A 17,378-nucleotide genomic window follows, 5' to 3' on the forward strand; every position below is an offset into this window, starting at 1 on the left:
GGCGGGCGTCCGTCGACGCCCGCCGCCCCTGCTACGAGCTGGCGCCGATCCCGGCACGGGCCAGGGAGAACCCGTTGCCCGTCGGGTCGTGGCGGCAGTACATGCCGTCCTGCTCGGACGTGCAGGTGAAGTCGCCCTCGGTGACCGACTCCCCGTAGGCGAGCTCGTCGAGCTTCTTCGGCGCCTTCTTCGGCTTCTCGGCGACGCACGGCAGCGCCACGTCGCCCGCAGCGTCGAGCGCGACCACGTACCCGGACGACCCGTCGCAGCCCTCCACCGGGGCGGGCCGCTGGTTGAGCTCGGCGATCCCGCAGGACACGCCCGCCTCGAAGATCTGGCAGCTGATGTTCCGCGACGGCGACCGCAGCTCGGCGACCTGTGCGCCGAACCCACCCGCGGCCTCCTCCTCCGCCGCCGCGTCGTCCTGCTGGACGGCGGCCGGGGTGTCGGACGGCGTGGACACCGTCGGGACGTCCGACCCGCCGAGCGCCTGCACGACGAACACCAGCGCCACGACGGCGAGGACGACGTCGACGGCGATGAACGCGATCCACCCGGGGCTGAGGCGGCGTCGGGACGAGCGTCCCACGGCGGGGTTCTGCGTCGTCGCCGGGCCCGGGGCCGCCCGGGGCGCCTGCGGTGCGGGCGCCGGGGACGCGGCGTACGCGTGCTGCTGCGGTGCGTACCCGTACCCGTACCCGGGCGCCGGCGCGGGCTGGGAGTACGCCGGCTGCCGGGCGGGCGCCGTGGCCCGCTGCGCGGCGGGCGGGGCCGGCGGGTACGCCGCGGTCGGCTGCGCGACCGGCGGCTGCGCGGCCGTCGGCTGCGCGGCCGTCGGCTGCGGAGCGTAGGCACCCTGCGGCGGGTACGCGGCCGTGGGCTGCGCCGGGTACGAGCCCGGGGCGGGCCGGGGGGAGAACGCCGCGGTGGCCTGTCCGGCGCCGGGCGCGGCCGGGGACGACGGGGACGACGACGGCGCAGGCGGCACCGGGGCGTGGACGCCGTGGTGCACCTGCGTCGCCTGCGGGTCGGCCGCCGGGGCGGGCGTCGCCGCCGTCGGAGCGGCGGCCGGGGACGCGGCCGACCAGGGCCGCGCACCGGCGGGCGCGAACGACGGCGGGGCCTGGCGCGGTTCCTGCGACCGCTCGGCACCCGGCTCCTGCGGGGCAGGACCGGGGGGCGGAGGGGGCGGCACGGTGCCGGACATCTGAGCTCCTTCCCGCGTCCGACGAGGTGTGCGAACCCGGCCGACGCGATGACACGCAACGCGCAGGATGTCACGACCTCCGGCCGCAGGTCGAACCCCCCTGACCCGGATTTCCCCCGCGGGAGCCCGGAAACACGTTCGGGGGCGCACCGCGGAAGTGGCATGATCGACCGCGTGTCGCGACGACCTCGCGGCCCGCCGACCTGCCACCGTCCAAGGGAGCACCCGTGCCCGGAGAGAACCTCACCCGCGCCGAGGCGATCGAGCGCGCCGCCGTCGTGCACGGCGTCGAGTCGTACGCCATCGACCTCGACCTGACCACCGGCGCGGAGACGTTCTCGTCGACCACCGTCATCCGGTTCACCGCCGCCGAGGGCGGCGCCACGTTCCTGGACCTCGTCGCGCCGCACGTGCGCGAGATCGTCCTCAACGGCCGCGCCCTCGACGTCGCGGCGGTCTTCACGGACTCGCGCATCGCGCTGGCCGACCTCGCCGCCGACAACGAGGTGCGCGTCGTCGCCGACTGCGCCTACATGAACACCGGCGAGGGCCTGCACCGGTTCGTCGACCCCGTCGACGGCGAGGTCTACCTCTACACGCAGTTCGAGGTCCCGGACGCCCGCCGCGTCTTCGCGACGTTCGAGCAGCCGGACCTCAAGGCGCCGTTCCAGCTCTCGGTGACCGCGCCCGCGCGCTGGCACGTCGTGTCCAACCAGCCCACGCCGGAGCCGGTGGCCGCCGTCCACGCGACCGAGCCCGCCGTCGAGGCAGCCCGCTGGGAGTTCGGTGCCACGCCGCGCATCTCCAGCTACCTCGTGGCGCTCGTCGCCGGGCCCTACGCCGTCGAGCGCGGCGAGGTCACCTCCGCCGACGGCCGCGTGATCCCGCTGGGCGTGTTCTGCCGGTCGTCGCTGTCGCAGCACCTCGACGCCGAGGCGATCATGGCGACCACCCGCCAGGGCTTCGCGTTCTACGAGGGGACCTTCGGGGTCCCCTACCCGTTCGACAAGTACGACCAGCTCTTCGTGCCCGAGTACAACATGGGCGCGATGGAGAACCCGGGCTGCGTCACCTTCACCGAGTCGTACGTGTTCCGCTCCAAGGTGACCGACGCCGTCCGCGAGCGGCGCGTCGTGACGATCCTGCACGAGCTCGCCCACATGTGGTTCGGCGACCTCGTCACCATGAAGTGGTGGAACGACCTCTGGCTCAACGAGTCGTTCGCGGAGTACGCCTCCACGCTCGCCACGGCCGAGGCCACCGAGTGGGAGGCCGCCTGGACCACGTTCAACGCCATGGAGAAGACCTGGGCCTACCGCCAGGACCAGCTCCCCTCCACGCACCCGATCGTCGCCACCATCGACGACCTGGAGGACGTGCAGGTCAACTTCGACGGCATCACGTACGCCAAGGGCGCCTCCGTGCTCAAGCAGCTCGTCGCCTGGGTCGGTCGTGAGGAGTTCATCAGCGGCGTCTCCGCGTACTTCCGCAAGCACGCGTGGGGCAACACCGAGCTGAGCGACCTGCTCGTCGAGCTCGAGGCCACCAGCGGCCGCGACCTGACCGCCTGGTCGAAGATCTGGCTCGAGACCGCCGGCGTGAACACGCTGCGCCCCGAGATCGGCACCGACGCCGACGGCGTCGTGACGTCGTTCGCGATCACGCAGACCGCGCCCGCGGACCACCCGACCCTGCGCCCGCACCGCCTCGGCATCGGCTTCTACGACGTCGACGCGACCGGCGCCGTCGTCCGCACCCGCACGGTGCAGGTCGACGTCGACGGCGAGCGCACCGAGATCGCCGAGCTCGTCGGCACCGAGCGCCCCGGTCTCGTCCTGGTCAACGACGACGACCTCGCGTACGCGAAGGTCCGCCTCGACGACGCCTCCCTGGCGTTCGCCGTCGAGCACCTCTCCCGCATCGCGGACCCGCTGGCCCGCTCCCTCGTGTGGGGCTCCGCCTGGGACGCCGTCCGCGACGGCGAGACGCCCGCGTCGTCGTACGTCGATCTCGTGCTCGGCAACATCGCCGCCGAGACGGAGTCGACGACGGTCCGGACCACCCTCGCGCAGCTCGGGCTCGCCGTGCGCTCCTACGTGGACCCCGCCCGCCGTGCGGCCACCTCCGAGCGCGTCGGCGACACGCTGTGGCAGCTCGCCCGCGCGGCCGACGCCGGATCGGACCTGCAGCTGCAGCTCGTGAAGTACTTCGCGGCGCTGTCCTCGACGTCCGCCCACGTGGCACCGCTGCGCGGCCTGCTCGACGGGACCGTCGTGCTCGACGGCCTCGCCGTCGACACCGACCTGCGCTGGGAGCTCCTCGAGGGTCTCGTGCTCCTCGGCGACGCCGACGAGGCCGAGATCGACGCCGCACAGGCCGCCGACGACACCGCGACCGGCCGCCAGGCCGCCGCCCGGGCGCGCGCCGCGCTCCCGACCGTCGCCGCGAAGGAGCGCGCGTTCTCGTCCGTCGTCGACGACGCGGACGCGCCCAACGCGATCATCCGCGCCACCGCGTCCGGCTTCGTGCACGTCGTCGACCCGGCCGTGCTGGAGCCGTTCGCCCAGCGGTACGTCGACGCGCTGCTGCCGATCTGGGAGACGCGCAGCTACCACATCGCCGAGGAGCTCATCGAGGGGCTCTACCCGGCGCCGCTCGCCTCGGCCGAGCTGCGCGACACCGTCCGCGGCTGGCTCGACGCCCACCCCGACGCGCCGGCCGCCCTGCGCCGCATGGTCGTCGAGGGTCTCGCCGGCACGGAGCGCGCCCTGGCCGCCCAGGCGGCCGACGCGGCCTGACGAGTCAGCGCTCATCGGCGCGAGTCAGCGCAGGTTCTCAAGGAATCTGCGCTGACTCGCGCCGTTCTGCGCTGACTGGCGGGAATCTGCGCTGACTCGCGCCGTTCTGCGCTGACTGGCGGGAATCTGCGCCGGCTCGCGCCGGTCAGCGACCCTGCGCGACGGCGGCGAACAGGGAACGCAGGCGGGCGTTCTCGAAGAGGTCCTCGACCAGCACGGGGTTGCCGGCGGAGTCGCCGAGCGGGACCTTCCAGTTCGGGTACTCCCGGTCGGTGCCGGGCTGGTTCTGGGAGCGCCGCTCCCCGACGGCGTCGACGAGCTGGACGCCCACGAGCGCGGCCCGCGACCGACGCAGGTAGCGGTGCAGCGCCTCGACGACCTCCCGCTCGGACGGGTTGTCGCCGACGAGCCCCTGCTCGGCGAGCGCACGCACGGCGGCGGCCCGCTCGGAGCGGGCGCGGGAGCGCAGCACCTGGGGGTCCTCGGTGAGCAGGCCGAGGCGGTCGCGCAGGTCCACGTGCTCCCCGGCCAGGTACCCGGCGGTGGGGGGCATGTCGTGGGTGCCGACGGACGCGAGGGTGAGCCGGCGGTAGTCCTGCGGCGCGGTCGGCTGGTCGCCGTCCTGCTCGAACCAGAACACGGACGTGCCGAGCACGCCGCGGTCGGCGAGGTAGTCCCGCACCCAGGGCTCGAACACCCCGAGGTCCTCGCCGATCACGATCGCGCCGGCCCGGTGCGCCTCCAGGCAGAGGATGCCGACGAGGGCGTCGTGGTCGTAGCGGACGTACGCACCCTGCGTCGGCGCCATGCCGCGGGGCACCCACCACAGGCGGAACAGGCCGAGGACGTGGTCGACGCGCAGCGCACCGGCGTGCCGCAGCACGGTGCGGAGCATGTCCCGGTAGGGCGCGTACCCGGCCTGGGCGAGCGCGCGCGGGTTCCACGGCGGCTGCGACCAGTCCTGGCCCTGCTGGTTGTACATGTCGGGCGGGGCGCCGACGCCGACGCCGGAGGCGAGCACGTCGGCGTTCGCCCACGCGTCCGCACCGTCGGGGTGCACGCCGACGGCCAGGTCGTGCACGACGCCGATCCGCATCCCGGTGTCGACGGCGGTGCGCTGCGCGTCCCGCTTCTGCTCGTCGAACACCCACTGGAGCCAGGAGTAGAAGTCGACGCGGTCGGCGAGGCGTTCACGGGCCTGCGCGACGGCGGGCGACGCGGGGTCGGCGAGCTCGGCGGGCCAGCGGCCGCCCCCGAGCTCCTCGGTGAGGGCGCACCAGGTCGCGAAGTCGCGCAGCCCGGTGCCCTGCTCGGCGACGAACTCCTCGAACGCGGCCTGCCGGGAGGCCCGGCGCGGCGCCGTGTGCACGACCTCCAGCGCGGCCTTCTTCGCGTCCCAGACGGCGTCCCGGTCGATGGGGCCGTCGTCGGCGGCGAGGTCGCGCACCGGGTCGGACGCCCACTCGACGAGCGAGCGGTCGGCGGCGGTCAGGTAGGCGGTCTCGGGGATGTCCTCGACCCGCACGTACAGGGGGCTGCCGAACCGGCGCGACGTCGGCAGGTAGGGCGAGGGGGTCAGGGGGGTCACGGGCTCCGCCGCGGACAGCGGGTTGACGGCGATGAAGTCCGCCCCGGCCCGGTGCGCGGTGAGCCACGCGAGGTCGGCGAGGTCGGCGAGGTCGCCCATCCCCCACGACGTGCGGGACCGGACCGAGTAGAGCTGGACGAGCACGCCCCACGCCTGGCGCCGGTCGAGGTCGGTGCCGAGCTCGAGGCGGCGCGGGGTGACGACGAGCGTCGCGGTCGTCTCGTGCCCCTCGGTGAGGGCGTGCAGGGTGTGCCAGCCGAGCGGCAGGTCCGCCGGCACGGAGAAGGTGGCGCGGCCCACCTGCCGTCCGTCGACCTCGCGCGGCTCGACGAACGCGTCGACCTGCTCCAGGTCACGGCGGGGCCGGACCTGGTGGGGGCGGGCGGTGGGCTCGGCGCCCTCGACCTCCAGCCACACGTGCACGGACGACCCGTGGGTGACGTGCACGGGGACGTCGTGCCGGTCGCCCTGGCGGACGACGACGGCGGGCGGCAGCACGGTGCGCCACTCTTCGTCGCGGGCACGGCGCAGGCTGTGCGCGACCTCGCCCGGGGTGGACGCCGCGACACCGAGCGCCGTGAGGACGGCCACGAGGGTGGCGTCGGCCACGGCGTCGACCCCGCCGCCGTACCGGTGGTGCTCGGTGAGCACGCCGTACGTGGCGGCGAGCTCGCGCAGGTCGTCGGGCGCGGCGGCGTCGGGCACGGCCTGGGACGTCTCGGGTGTGCTCACGGGACGATCCTGCCACTTCCGCGGGCGCGGAGCACCGCCTCCACGCTGCGGCGACGGTCGCGGGAGGGCGCCGCCGGAGGGTCCACGGGTTTCACGCGGGCGCACCCGTGGGCGTTAGCGTGGCCCCGTGCTGACCTCTTCGCCCGCCACCGCCCTGCGCACGTCGACGGCACCCACGCCGTCCCCGGACCCGAGCGACAACCTGCTCCAGCAGACCGAGGACACCCTCGGGGAGGCGGGCCGGTCGTTCTGGGACTGGTTCACCGACTGGCCGCTGCACGTCATCGTGATCCTGGTGGTCGGCATCGTCCTGCTGGTGGTCCTGCGCCGGGTGATCAGCCACGTGTCCGAGCGGATCGCGACGGGCGCGCCGAGCGGGTCGGAGAGCCGCTGGCAGGACTGGTTCCGCAAGGCGCCGCTGATGGAGGACGCGATCGCGGTGGCGAACCCGCTGGCGAACGAGCGGCGCGCCCAGCGGTCCCGCACGGTGGGCTCGGTGCTCAACTCGACGGCCAACATCGTCATCTCGGTGATGATCCTGCTGAGCATCCTGGCCGAGGTGGGCTTCAACGTCGGACCGCTGCTGGCGTCCGCCGGCCTCGTGGGCATCGCGGTCGGCTTCGGCGCGCAGTCCCTCGTCACGGACTTCATCTCCGGCATCTTCATCCTCATCGAGGACCAGTACGGCGTCGGTGACGTGGTGGACCTCGGCTCGGGCGCGGAGGGCGTCATCGAGCAGGTGCAGCTGCGCACCACCCAGGTACGCGCGCTCGACGGCACCCTGTGGTGGGTCCGCAACGGCGAGATCCTGCGCGCCGGGAACCGGACGCAGCGCTGGTCGCGCGCCCTGGCGGAGGTGCGGGTCCCGGTCGACGCCGACGTCGACGTCGTGCGGGCGGCGCTCGGACGCGCGGCCGACGCCGTCGCGGCCGACGAGGCCTACGCGACCGAGTTCCTCGAGCCGCCGGCGGTGCGCAGCGGCGTCGACACCGTCTCCGACATCTCGATGTCGTTCACGATCCTCGCGCAGGTGCGCCCGGGCGTGCAGTGGGACGTCTCGCGGGCGCTGCTGCTCGCGGCGCAGGCGGAGCTCCGCACGGCGGGCGTGCTGCGCGGCGAGCCCACGGTGCGCGCCGAGGCGGCGACCGACGGGTCGTGAGCGGCGCTCGCCGGGCCGACGGGAGCCCCGTCGGCCCGGCGGGAGCTGCGGTCAGGCCGAGGCGAGCCGGCCGTCGAGCTCGGCGGCGAGGTTGTCGGCCTCGGGGCCGACGATGACCTGGATGATGCGCCCGGACCGGACGACGCCGAAGGCCCCGGACGACTTCAGCCCGTTCTCGTCGACGAGCGCCGGGTCGGACACCTGCACGCGCAACCGGGTGATGCAGGGCTCCAGCTCGACCACGTTGGCCGTGCCGCCGAGCGCCTCGAGGATGTTCTCCGCCTTGCTCATTCGGTGTCTCCCCAGTTCTTCATGGTCGTGCGGATCGCGTCGTTGCAGGTCCGTCCCCAGCCTAACCCCTGCGCGGGACGCCCACGGGGCGACGGCCGGGTGAGACGACCGGGTGACCGGCACCACGTCCGTGGCGGCGCCGTCGTCTGGGAGGATGACCCGGTGACGACCCCCAGCTTCTTCGAGGAGATCGGCGGACACGAGGTGTTCGTCCGGCTCGTCGACGTGTTCTACGAGGGCGTGGCGACCGACGAGGTGCTGCGCCCCATGTACCCCGAGGAGGACCTCGGTCCCGCCAAGGTGCGGCTGACCATGTTCCTCGAGCAGTACTGGGGTGGCCCGACGACGTACAGCGAGCAGCGCGGTCATCCTCGCCTGCGCATGCGGCACGCACCCTTCACGGTGAACCCGGACGCGCGCGACCGCTGGCTGAAGCACATGCGCGTCGCCGTCGACTCCCTCGACCTGGCGCCGGCCCACGAGTCCCAGCTGTGGGACTACCTGGAGCGGGCGGCGTTCAGCCTGATCAACACCTTCGAGCAGTAGCGGCACGGGCACCGCCCGGCACCCTCCGCCCCGCCCTCCCCCACGACCTGAGGACGACGAGCATGACGCACACCTCCCCCGACCCGCTGGACCGACTGCTGGCGGCGCTCGAGCTGCGCGAGATCGAGGGCTGGGGCCCGCGCGGCGAGGACGACGTGTGGCGGGGACGGTCGCTGCCGGGCCCGGCGCGGCGCGTGTACGGCGGGCAGGTGCTGGCGCAGGCGCTGATGGCGTGCGGACGCACCGTGGAGCAGGACCGGCTGCCGCACTCGTTGCACGCGTACTTCCTGCGCGAGGGCGTCCTGGACGTGCCGATCGACTTCGCGGTGGAGCGGTTGCGGGACGGCCGGTCGTTCAGCGCGCGGCGCACGCACGCGATCCAGTCGGGCAAGCCGATCCTGACGCTGACGGCGTCGTTCCAGACGGACCAGCCGGGCTACGAGACGTACCGGCCGGCCCCCGCGGACGTGCCGGAGCCGGAGGACGTGCCGTCGGCGGTGGACCAGCTCGGCCGGATCGACCACCCGGCGGCGCGGTTCTGGTCGCACGAGGCGGCGTTCGACCTGCGGCACGTGGGCGGGTCGATCTTCCTGGCCCCCGACGCCGCGCCGCGCCCGACCCAGCAGGTGTGGGTGCGGGCACGGCACGAGATCGCGTCGGACGACCTGCTGCTGCACCGCGCGCTGCTGGCGTTCGCGTGCGACCAGATGATGCTGGAGCCGGTGCTGCGGCAGGCGGGACGGTCGTGGGTCGACATCGGCACGACGGTGCCGATGGCGAGCCTGGACCACGCGATGTGGTTCCACCGGGACGCGCGCGCGGACGAGTGGCTGCTGTACGTGCAGGAGTCGCCGGGAGCGCAGGGCGGTCGCGGGATGGGCATGGCCCGGGTGTACGACCGCCGGGGTGCGCTGGTGGCGAGCATCGCGCAGGAGGGCATGGTCCGCCTCGGCGAGTGACGCCGTCGGCCCGACCTGCGCCGGGCGCCGGCGCGCAGCACACTGGCGGCATGCGTCTGCGCCGTGTGTCCGTCTCCGCCCCGGGTTACGCCCGCCGCCCCAAGGGTGACGGGTGGGTGTTCCTCGACCCCTCCCAGGTGCCGTTGACGGACGAGGTGGAGATCGCCCGATGCACCCGGCTCGCCGTGCCGCCCGCCTGGACGGACGTGTGGATCTGCCGGTACGCGAACGGGCACGTCCAGGCGTACGGGCGCGACGACGCCGGCCGAGGGCAGTACCTGTACCACCCGCAGTGGGTGGAGCGGCGGGCACGCCGCAAGCACGACCACGTGCTGGAGGTCGGGCGGCGTCTGCCGGGTGCGCGGCGCACGGTGACGCGCGACCTGTCGCTGCCGGGCGTGCCCCGGCCCAAGGCGCTGGCGCTGGGGTTCCGGCTGCTGGACGAGGCGTACTTCCGGGCGGGCGGCGAGGTCTACGCGCGCCGGCACCGCAGCTTCGGGCTGGCGACGATCCGCAAGGAGCACGCGACGGTGCGGCGGGACGGGTCGGTCCACTTCCGCTACCCGGCGAAGTCCGGCCAGGTGCGCGACACGGTGGTCGAGGACCCGGTGGTGGCCGAGGTCGTGTCGACGCTGAAGCGTCGGCGCGGCGGCGTGGAGCTGCTGGCTTGGCGGGAGAGGTCACCGGCCGGCGTGGTGTGGCACGACGTCACGAGCGCGGACGTCCAGGAGGACGTGAAGGACCGGCTGGGCGACGACGCGACGCCGAAGGACTTCCGGACGTGGCACGCCACCGTGATGACGGCCCGGGCGCTGGCCGCGGTGGAGGTGCCGTCGTCGCAGCGCGCCCGCCGGCGCGTCACGACGGGCATCGTCCGGGACGTGGCCGAGGAGCTGGGCAACACCCCGGCGGTGGCCCGCGGCTCCTACATCGACCCGCGGTTGTGGGACCTGTGGGAACGGGGCCGCACGATCGGTCCGACGACGTCGCGGTCGGCGGCCGAGCGGGCCGTCCTGGAGCTGCTGTCATGAGGGCGGCGGTCACGGGGGTCACGGGGTACGTGGGCGGCCGCCTGGTGCCGGAGCTGCTCGCGGCCGGGGTCGAGGTCCGGGCGCTGACCCGCGACCCGGCTCGGCTGGCGGGCCGGGAGTGGGCGGGCGACGTCGAGGCCGTCGAGACGGACGTGTCGGACCTGGACGCGGTGCGCCGTGCCCTGAACGGCGCGGACGTCGCCTACTACCTGGTGCACTCCCTGGGCACGGGGGCGACGTTCGAGGCCCGGGACCGCCGCAACGCGCTGACGTTCGCGCGCGCCGCGCGCGAGGTCGGGGTGGGCCGGATCGTCTACCTCGGCGGGCTGTACCCGGACGTGCCGGAGGGCGAGCTGTCCCGGCACCTCGCCTCGCGCAAGGAGGTGGAGGAGATCCTCCTGGCGTCGGGGGTGCCGACGACGGTGCTGCGGGCCGCGGTGATCCTGGGGTCGGGCTCGGCGTCGTTCGAGATGATGCGGTACCTCACCGAGCGGCTGCCGGCGATGACGACGCCGCGCTGGGTGGACAACCGGATCCAGCCGATCGCGATCCGGGACGTGCTGCGCTACCTCGTGGGGTCGGCGTCGATGCCGCCGGACGTGTCGCGGGGGTTCGACATCGGCGGGCCGGACGTCCTGACGTACCGCGAGATGATGCAGCGGTACGCGCGGGCCGCCGGGTTGCCGCGCCGCGTCATCGTCGGCGTGCCGGTGCTGACGCCGCGGCTGTCGAGCCTGTGGGTGGGTCTGGTGACGCCCGTGCCCTCGGGGATCGCCCGCCCGCTGGTCGAGTCCCTCGTGCACGAGGTGGTGTGCCGCGAGGACGACGTGCGGCAGTACGTCCCGGACCCGCCGGAGGGCCTGGTGGGGGTGGACGGGGCGATCGAGCTGGCCCTGACGCGCATCCACGACGGCGAGGTGACGACCCGCTGGTCGTCGGCGTCGGTGCCGGGCGCGCCGTCGGACCCGCTGCCCACCGACCCGGACTGGGCCGGCGGCTCGCTGTACGTCGACGAGCGGCGCATCGTGGTGGACGCCCCGGCGGACGTGCTGTGGCAGGTCATCGAGGAGATCGGCGGGCACGGCGGCTGGTACTCGTGGTCGCTGGCGTGGCGCGTGCGCGGTCTGCTCGACCGGCTGGTGGGTGGCCCGGGGCTGCGTCGTGGCCGCCGGGACGAGCACCGGTTGCGCGTCGACGACGCGGTCGACTTCTGGCGCGTGGAGGCGATCGAGCCGGGCCGCCGCCTGCTGCTGCGCGCCGAGATGCGCCTGCCGGGGCTGGCGTGGCTGGAGCTGCGGGTCGACTCCGCGGCCGCCGAGATCACCGACCCGGACGACGCCGGCCCCTCCCCCGAGGACGCCTCCGGCCCGGGGCGCACCTACTTCGCGCAGCGGGCGCTGTTCCACCCGCAGGGCCTGCTCGGCCAGGCGTACTGGTGGTCGGTGGCACCGTTCCACGGGGTCGTGTTCGGCGGCATGCAGCGCAACGTCGCCGCGGACGCCGAACGGCGCGCCCGCGGCGACGACTGACGCGCCGGTGTCGCCCCGGGCGCGCCACGGCGGGCGGAGCCTCGCAGCCCCGCCCGCCGTGCGTGCACCGGGAGTCAGTCGGTGCAGGTGAGGGTCTGGGCCGCCGGCGGCGTCCCGGTCCCGATGAACCCGACGGTCGCGGTCTGCCCCGCGCCGAGGTTCGCGTTCCACGCCTCGGGCGTGATCTTCCCGGCGGCGAGCTTCCCGCCCCACAGGTTGGAGGTCGTGAGCCCCGCGGGCGCCGTGACGACCCAGCCCTGGACGCCGCCGGAGCCACCCGTGACGGTGATGGTGCCCTGGTACCCGCCCTGCCACGACCCGGCCGTGGCATAGGTGGCCGTGCACGCGCCGGTCGGCTCGGGCTCGGTCTCCTCGTCGGTCGTGGCGGTGGCGGCGGCCGACGCCGCGGACGAGTTGCCCGCCGCGTCCTTCGCCGTCACCGTGTACGAGTACGTGGTCGCGGGCTCGAGGCCGTCGTCGGTGAACGACGTCGCCGTCCCTCCGACGCTGCCGACGACCACGCCGTCCCGGCGGACGTCGTAGCCGGTCACCCGCACGTCGTCGGTGGACGCCGTCCAGGTGACCTGGACGGTGGTGCCGTCGGCGGTGGCCACGACGGCACCGGGGACCGTCGGCGGCTCGGTGTCCTCGACCGGTCCCGGAGCCTCCCCGAAGAGCCGGTCGTAGTCCGCGAGCGCCGTGGCGACCGCGGTCTGCGCCCAGAACCGGTGGTAGGTGAACTCCGGTGCAGGGCCGCCGTCGAGGTGCGCCTGCACCTTGTCCCACTGCGGGTCGTCCTCGTAGAACGAGCGGATGTCGAGAAAGGACACGCCCGGCTCGACGACGTCGCCGTTCGGCATGGTGCCGCTCCAGCCCTCGGGCACGTACACCCCGTTGCCGTCCGGCGACGTCAGGACGTCGTCGAAGCGGGCGTAGTCGCCGCGCGTCTCGGTGGTGGCGACGCCGACGGCGTCGAGGTTCTGCTCCCAGATCGCGTCGAGGAGGTCGTGCGCGGTCTGCTGCGCCGCGGTGTCCCCGGACTCCGCCGCGTAGTACATGAGCGAACGGGCGAGCGCACCGGCGACGCCGACGTCCTGCCCGTAGCTCGTGACCTCGACGCTCAGGCCGGAGTTGTCACCGGGGTTCGCGGGGTCCCAGTCGTCCGGCTGCCCCTCCCAGGCGAGGTTGGACGGGATCTGCCAGGAGTCCTCGGTGATGGTGATGTGGTCGATGACCCACGGCACCCACTTGTCGAGGATGTCCCCGGCGCGCTCGTCACCGGTCTCCTCGTAGAGCTGCGCGATGCGCTCGACGCCCCAGCCCTGCATGCCCATCCAGGAGTTCGACGGCGGGTCGTGGTAGACGGGCGCCTCGGTGTAGCCCATGCCGTAGAAGGTGGCGACGTCGTCGGGCCGGTCGGCGTAGTGACCGTCCCAGCTGTTGGTGGACCCGCCGGCGATGCCGCCCTCGGGCGACTGCAGCCACTGGAACAGCTCGACCTGCCGGTCGAGGCTGGCTGACCAGTCGTCCTCCGCGGTGGGCGAGTCCGGCTGGAGCGCCGGGTCGTTCGCCAGGGCCCAGGCCGCCATGGGATTCTGGTACCCGAAGTGGGCGTGGCTGGAGCCGATGCGCCAGGCCCACGGCGAGGCGGTGTCGAGGGCGCCGCCCCACGCGTAGTACCAGGACAGCAGGTAGTGCGCGCTGTCGCGGCCGGTGCCCGCGGCGCAGGAGGTGGACTGGCAGTCCGGCGTCTTGAAGTACTTGTCGAAGAGCGCGTAGCGCAGGTAGTCGCCCATCTTGGAGGCCTTGCCGACGGTCTCGGCGACGGCCTCGGGCTGGCCCTGCTCGGTCGCGAACTTGTTGGCCCAGTAGGCGGCCTCGACGGCGCGGGCGTCGGCGTCCGGGGCGTTGGTGAACTTCCACTGCTTCGCGTAGGACGCGTCGCCGGTGAAGAGGTCGAGGTAGCCGTTCTCCCCGCCGTAGCTGAAGTCGTCGATGGACGGCTGCGGGACGGTCTCCCAGACGGACTCCTGCGGGCCGCGCTGGAAGGTGTTGATGTAGCTGGTGCCCTCGTGGTCGGGCCCGAGGAGCGTGCTGGAGCCGGGCGCGGCGCCGAAGCCGTAGATGTTGTCGACGTCGGCGAGCCAGTGCATGCCGTAGATCTCGGAGGTGCCGTACGTCGACTCGAGCTCGTTGCCGATGGGGTCCGTGCCGACGGACACCCCGGGGTCGAGCTGGGACGGGTACTGGCCCGGGTGGTTGAACTCGGGCGCGTACGTGGCGGGCTTCGACGGGTCGTAGGCGCCGTTGGTGGGCTGGTTCTCGGTGGTGGGGATCATGTACTGCTCGAGGGTGTCCCACGCGTGGTTGAACGGCTCCCAGTCCCCGGTGACCTGGCCGTACGACGTCTCGAGCCACAGCCAGAACGAGTACGCCTCGCTGGTGGTCTCGTGCCCGTGGTCGGGTGCCTCGACCATGAGGGTCTCCACCGCGTGGTAGGGGATGCCCTGGGGCGAGAAGTAGCCGTTGGCGGGGTCGTGGATCTTGGCGTAGAGGTCCAGGAAGCGCTGGGTGTACTCGCCGTCGGTGTCGAGGTCGACGGCGGCGGCGACGGGCGACGCGGCGGTCGGGGGCGCGGCACCGGCCGGGACGGCCGCCACGAGCGCGGCCAGGGTGGCCGTCGCCGCGGCGCCCGCCAGCAGGCGGGTGCGGACTGGTGTGCGTGGCATGGGTGATACCTCTCTCCGTTGAGGGGACACCCTGACGGTCGCGCCGTGGAAGCGATCCCACAACCAGCGAAACGTTTAGGCCGCGCCGACGCCGGCGCTCAGACGTCGACCGACAGCCGCGCGACGGGCACCGGCCGTCCCCGGCGCAGCACCTCGCCCGCCCGCCGCAGGACGGCCTGCGCGTCGAGGCCGCCCGCCGGCTCGCCCGTACCGACCGGCTCGACCACCACGTCGTCGCCGAGCACCGCCGCGAGCCGGGCCGCCAGCCGCCGTGCGGCCGCCAGGTCCTGACCGTCGAGCAGCACCACGACCCCGCGCGGGCCGAGCGAGGTGAGGCAGTCGTCCTCGCCGAGCTCACCCTGGAGCCGGTCCAGGGCCGCGGCGCCGGGCTCGGCGGGGAACGCGACCGCCAGCACCTGCCACGCGTACCCCGCCACGCGGCGACGACGCCGGATCGCCCGGTCGGTCCGGTCGACGAACAGCTCGCGGGGCACCGTCCTGAGACCGGTGCCGGCGCGGGCGGTCGGACGCGGCTCGCGGTCCTCGCCGCGCGGGTCGTCCACCCGCGCCATCGCCCCCACCAGGCGCGCGGGGCGGTCGCCCGCGTCGTGCACCGTCACCGCGCGGCAGCTCACCCGCACGTAGGCGCCGTCGGCCCGCCGCACGCGGTGCTCCACGTCCAGCGGCTCGCGGGACCCCGACAGCTGGGCCGCCACCGCGGCGTGGACCCGCTGGAGGTCCTCGGGGTGCACGCGGGAGAACCACTCGTGGGGGTCGTCGCCGAGGGTCGCCCGGTCGGTGCCGAGCAGCCGCGCCCACGCCGCGGAGTACCGCACGGTGCCCGCGTCGACGTCCCAGTCCCACGTGCCGTCCTGGGAGGCGATCGACACCAGGGCCGCGCGCTCCTCACCGGCGGCGACGTCGACGGCCAGCGCCCGCTCGCGCTCCGCCGCCTCGGCCAGCTCCCGGCGCTGCGCGCGCAGCGCCGTCAGCGCCTCTTCCGCGTCGAGCGCGACGGCCAGCATGGCCGCCCAGTGGTTGTACCGCGCCCGGGTGCTCGTGGCGCGGGTGTCGACGAGGCCGCCGACGACGAGGAAACCCCGGTCCGAGCGGCCGAACGCCACGGGGACCACGACGGTGAGCGAGCGCGGGTCGGTGAGCGACGTCGGCGGGAACTGGTCGGCCGTCATCACCCGTCCGACGAGCGCGTCGCCGCCGGGGTGCGGGCCGCGGGCGCCGACCACCCGCAGGAGCCGCTCCCCCGGCCGCCCCGGGTCGTCCTCCCAGAGGGCGAGGGCGGCCACCGAGGTGCGGGTGCGCGGCATCCAGTCGAGCCGGCGCAGCGCGTCGCCGTCGGAGCGCATCAGCTCCAGGTCGACGGCGTTCTGGTCGACGAGGTCCTGCTCGAGCCGCCCGGCACGGGCCAGGTCGCCGTGCCCGCACCCGCGGGCCAGGGCGGCGACGACCAGGCTCAAGGCCTCCTCGACCTCGTCCGCCGCTCCGGGCTCGAGGCCGCGCAGCCGGGGGGGCGCACCGGTGCCCGCCGCCTGGGCGGCGGCCCGCTCGGCCACGTTGCGGCGTACGCGTCGGCACTCGGCGTGCAGCGCGGGCACGAGCTGTTCGAGGGCGCCCGCACCGGGACGCAGGGCGGCCGTGCGGTCGCCCAGGGTGCGCAGCGCGGAGGACGGCGGGTGCTGGGCCGTGACGACGCAGGCCTCGACCACCTGCCGCACCGACGTCAGCCAGGCGTCGGTCGCACCGCGGCGCACGCCGTCCGTGCGGGCGAACACGACCCGGGCGACGGCGGCCAGCGGGTCGGGCTCGCCGCCGCCGGCCGTCCCGTCCACCACCACCGTGCTGCGGGTCCCGTGGGCACAGCCGCACGACTCACGGGTGACGAGCGCGGCGACGTCGAGCCGGTGGTCGCCGGGGACCTCCTCGCCACGGACACGTGCCAGCACGAGCTCCGCAGCCCGCTCCCCCACGACGTCGTGCATGGGGTCGATCGAGGTCAGCCGCGGCCAGGTGCGCGCGCCGGAGTCCGAGTTGTCGAACCCGACGACGGCCTGCACCGCGGGCACCTCCAGCCCCGCCAGGTGCAGCCCGCGCAGGAACCCGACGGCGTTGCGGTCGGTCGCGGCGAGCGTCGCCGTCGTCGTCAGCCCCTGCTCCGCGAGGCGGCGGGCGACGAGCTCCGCGCTGGACTCCTGGTTGTCCCGGGTCCGGTAGAAGTGCTCCGGCCCGTGCTCCAGCCCGTGCTGGGCGAGCGCGTCGCGGAACGCGTCGTACCGCTCGGCGATGTCGCTCTGCCCCGTGCTGCCGAGGAAGCCGATGCGCCGGTGCCCGTGGTCGACGAGGTGGTCGACCGCCGCCCGGACCCCGCCGACGTTGTCCGGTGACACCACCGGCACGGCCAGGTCCTCGGCGGCCACCCCCAGCCCGACCATGGGCACGCCGGATGCCTCCAGCCGGCGCAGGTCGGCGTCGGCCAGCGCGCTCGTCACCACGACGAGACCGTCGAACGCCCCCACCCCGGGGGCCGCCCGGCGGAACGGCGCGACGGGGAACTCGTCGCGGTCGAGGTCGGCGGGGTAGGTCTGCACCGCCACCACCCGGTGCCCCTCCGTGCGCAGCACGCGCGTCATGCCGGCGAGGATCCGGCCGAAGTAGTAGCCACCCACCACGGGAAGGAGCACACCGATCGTCAGGGGCGCGCCGTGACCGCCCCCGGCGCCACGTGTCCACGTCGACACCTCAACCACCGTCCTCGCCGTCGAGTCCTGCAGTGCGTTCCCCCCGCAGGTGCATC

The 17,378-nt window shown here is 74.5% G+C and carries 11 protein-coding genes; 6 read left to right on the top strand and 5 right to left on the bottom strand.

Annotated features, from left to right (window positions below):
• Positions 1-31: 31 nt before the first annotated feature.
• The gene (locus tag I598_RS05775; protein ID WP_068202055.1) at positions 32-1,207 is read right to left on the bottom strand and encodes a hypothetical protein; all 1,176 of its coding nucleotides are present in this window, start codon (positions 1,205-1,207) and stop codon (positions 32-34) included.
• Between the two features lie 227 nt (positions 1,208-1,434).
• Between I598_RS05775 and pepN the strand changes: the two genes are divergently transcribed.
• Positions 1,435-4,005 carry an aminopeptidase N gene (gene pepN / locus I598_RS05780; protein ID WP_068202057.1) on the top strand — a complete coding sequence of 857 codons (2,571 nt, stop codon included), beginning with the start codon at positions 1,435-1,437 and terminating at the stop codon, positions 4,003-4,005.
• 145 nt (positions 4,006-4,150) lie between these two features.
• Here pepN and malQ read toward each other — a convergent pair whose 3' ends face one another.
• The gene (gene malQ / locus I598_RS05785) at positions 4,151-6,325 is read right to left on the bottom strand and encodes a 4-alpha-glucanotransferase (protein WP_232314276.1); all 2,175 of its coding nucleotides are present in this window, start codon (positions 6,323-6,325) and stop codon (positions 4,151-4,153) included.
• 127 nt (positions 6,326-6,452) lie between these two features.
• On the opposite strand from malQ, the gene I598_RS05790 reads away from it, so the two are divergent.
• A complete protein-coding gene (locus I598_RS05790; protein WP_083972926.1) occupies positions 6,453-7,484 on the top strand; it encodes a mechanosensitive ion channel family protein in 1,032 nt (343 codons plus the stop codon).
• Positions 7,485-7,535: 51 nt separating this feature from the next.
• Here the strand turns inward: I598_RS05790 and I598_RS05795 are convergent, their stop codons facing one another.
• Complete coding sequence (locus I598_RS05795) at positions 7,536-7,775, bottom strand: PTS sugar transporter subunit IIB (protein ID WP_068202060.1); 240 nt, start codon at positions 7,773-7,775, stop codon at positions 7,536-7,538.
• Positions 7,776-7,937: 162 nt separating this feature from the next.
• Between I598_RS05795 and I598_RS05800 the strand changes: the two genes are divergently transcribed.
• The 4 genes from I598_RS05800 (at position 7,938) to I598_RS17830 (ending at position 11,840) form a co-directional block, all read left to right on the top strand.
• Positions 7,938-8,321 carry a globin gene (locus I598_RS05800; RefSeq protein ID WP_068202062.1) on the top strand — a complete coding sequence of 128 codons (384 nt, stop codon included), beginning with the start codon at positions 7,938-7,940 and terminating at the stop codon, positions 8,319-8,321.
• 62 nt (positions 8,322-8,383) lie between these two features.
• Positions 8,384-9,280 carry an acyl-CoA thioesterase gene (locus I598_RS05805; RefSeq protein ID WP_068202064.1) on the top strand — a complete coding sequence of 299 codons (897 nt, stop codon included), beginning with the start codon at positions 8,384-8,386 and terminating at the stop codon, positions 9,278-9,280.
• 50 nt (positions 9,281-9,330) lie between these two features.
• On the top strand, positions 9,331-10,311 hold the full coding sequence (locus I598_RS17825) for a DNA topoisomerase IB (protein WP_068205021.1): 981 nt from the start codon (positions 9,331-9,333) through the stop codon (positions 10,309-10,311).
• Positions 10,308-11,840: an SDR family oxidoreductase gene (locus tag I598_RS17830; RefSeq protein WP_068202065.1), complete on the top strand. Its 1,533-nt coding sequence runs from the start codon at positions 10,308-10,310 to the stop codon at positions 11,838-11,840. The genes I598_RS17825 and I598_RS17830 overlap by 4 nt, the downstream gene beginning before the upstream one ends.
• Before the next feature lie 74 nt (positions 11,841-11,914).
• Here the strand turns inward: I598_RS17830 and I598_RS05820 are convergent, their stop codons facing one another.
• Positions 11,915-14,569 (bottom strand): glycoside hydrolase family 48 protein, encoded by a 2,655-nt coding sequence (locus tag I598_RS05820; protein ID WP_068202067.1) that lies wholly within the window; start codon positions 14,567-14,569, stop codon positions 11,915-11,917.
• A 98-nt stretch (positions 14,570-14,667) separates the two neighbouring features.
• The gene (locus I598_RS05825) at positions 14,668-17,265 is read right to left on the bottom strand and encodes a substrate-binding domain-containing protein (RefSeq protein ID WP_157557163.1); all 2,598 of its coding nucleotides are present in this window, start codon (positions 17,263-17,265) and stop codon (positions 14,668-14,670) included.
• Positions 17,266-17,378: the final 113 nt, after the last annotated feature.

It is taken from the genome of Isoptericola dokdonensis DS-3, assembly GCF_001636295.1.
GTDB lineage: Bacteria > Actinomycetota > Actinomycetes > Actinomycetales > Cellulomonadaceae > Isoptericola > Isoptericola dokdonensis.

What these genes read in the sequence shown, in the direction of transcription:
- I598_RS05775 (WP_068202055.1), bottom strand. Translation starts at nt 1,207, where the DNA reads ATGTCCGGCACCGTGCCGCCCCCTCCGCCCCCCGGTCCTGCCCCGCAG.
- I598_RS05795 (WP_068202060.1), bottom strand. Translation starts at nt 7,775, where the DNA reads ATGAGCAAGGCGGAGAACATCCTCGAGGCGCTCGGCGGCACGGCCAAC.
- I598_RS05805 (WP_068202064.1), top strand. Translation starts at nt 8,384, where the DNA reads ATGACGCACACCTCCCCCGACCCGCTGGACCGACTGCTGGCGGCGCTC.
- I598_RS17825 (WP_068205021.1), top strand. Translation starts at nt 9,331, where the DNA reads ATGCGTCTGCGCCGTGTGTCCGTCTCCGCCCCGGGTTACGCCCGCCGC.
- I598_RS17830 (WP_068202065.1), top strand. Translation starts at nt 10,308, where the DNA reads ATGAGGGCGGCGGTCACGGGGGTCACGGGGTACGTGGGCGGCCGCCTG.
- I598_RS05820 (WP_068202067.1), bottom strand. Translation starts at nt 14,569, where the DNA reads ATGCCACGCACACCAGTCCGCACCCGCCTGCTGGCGGGCGCCGCGGCG.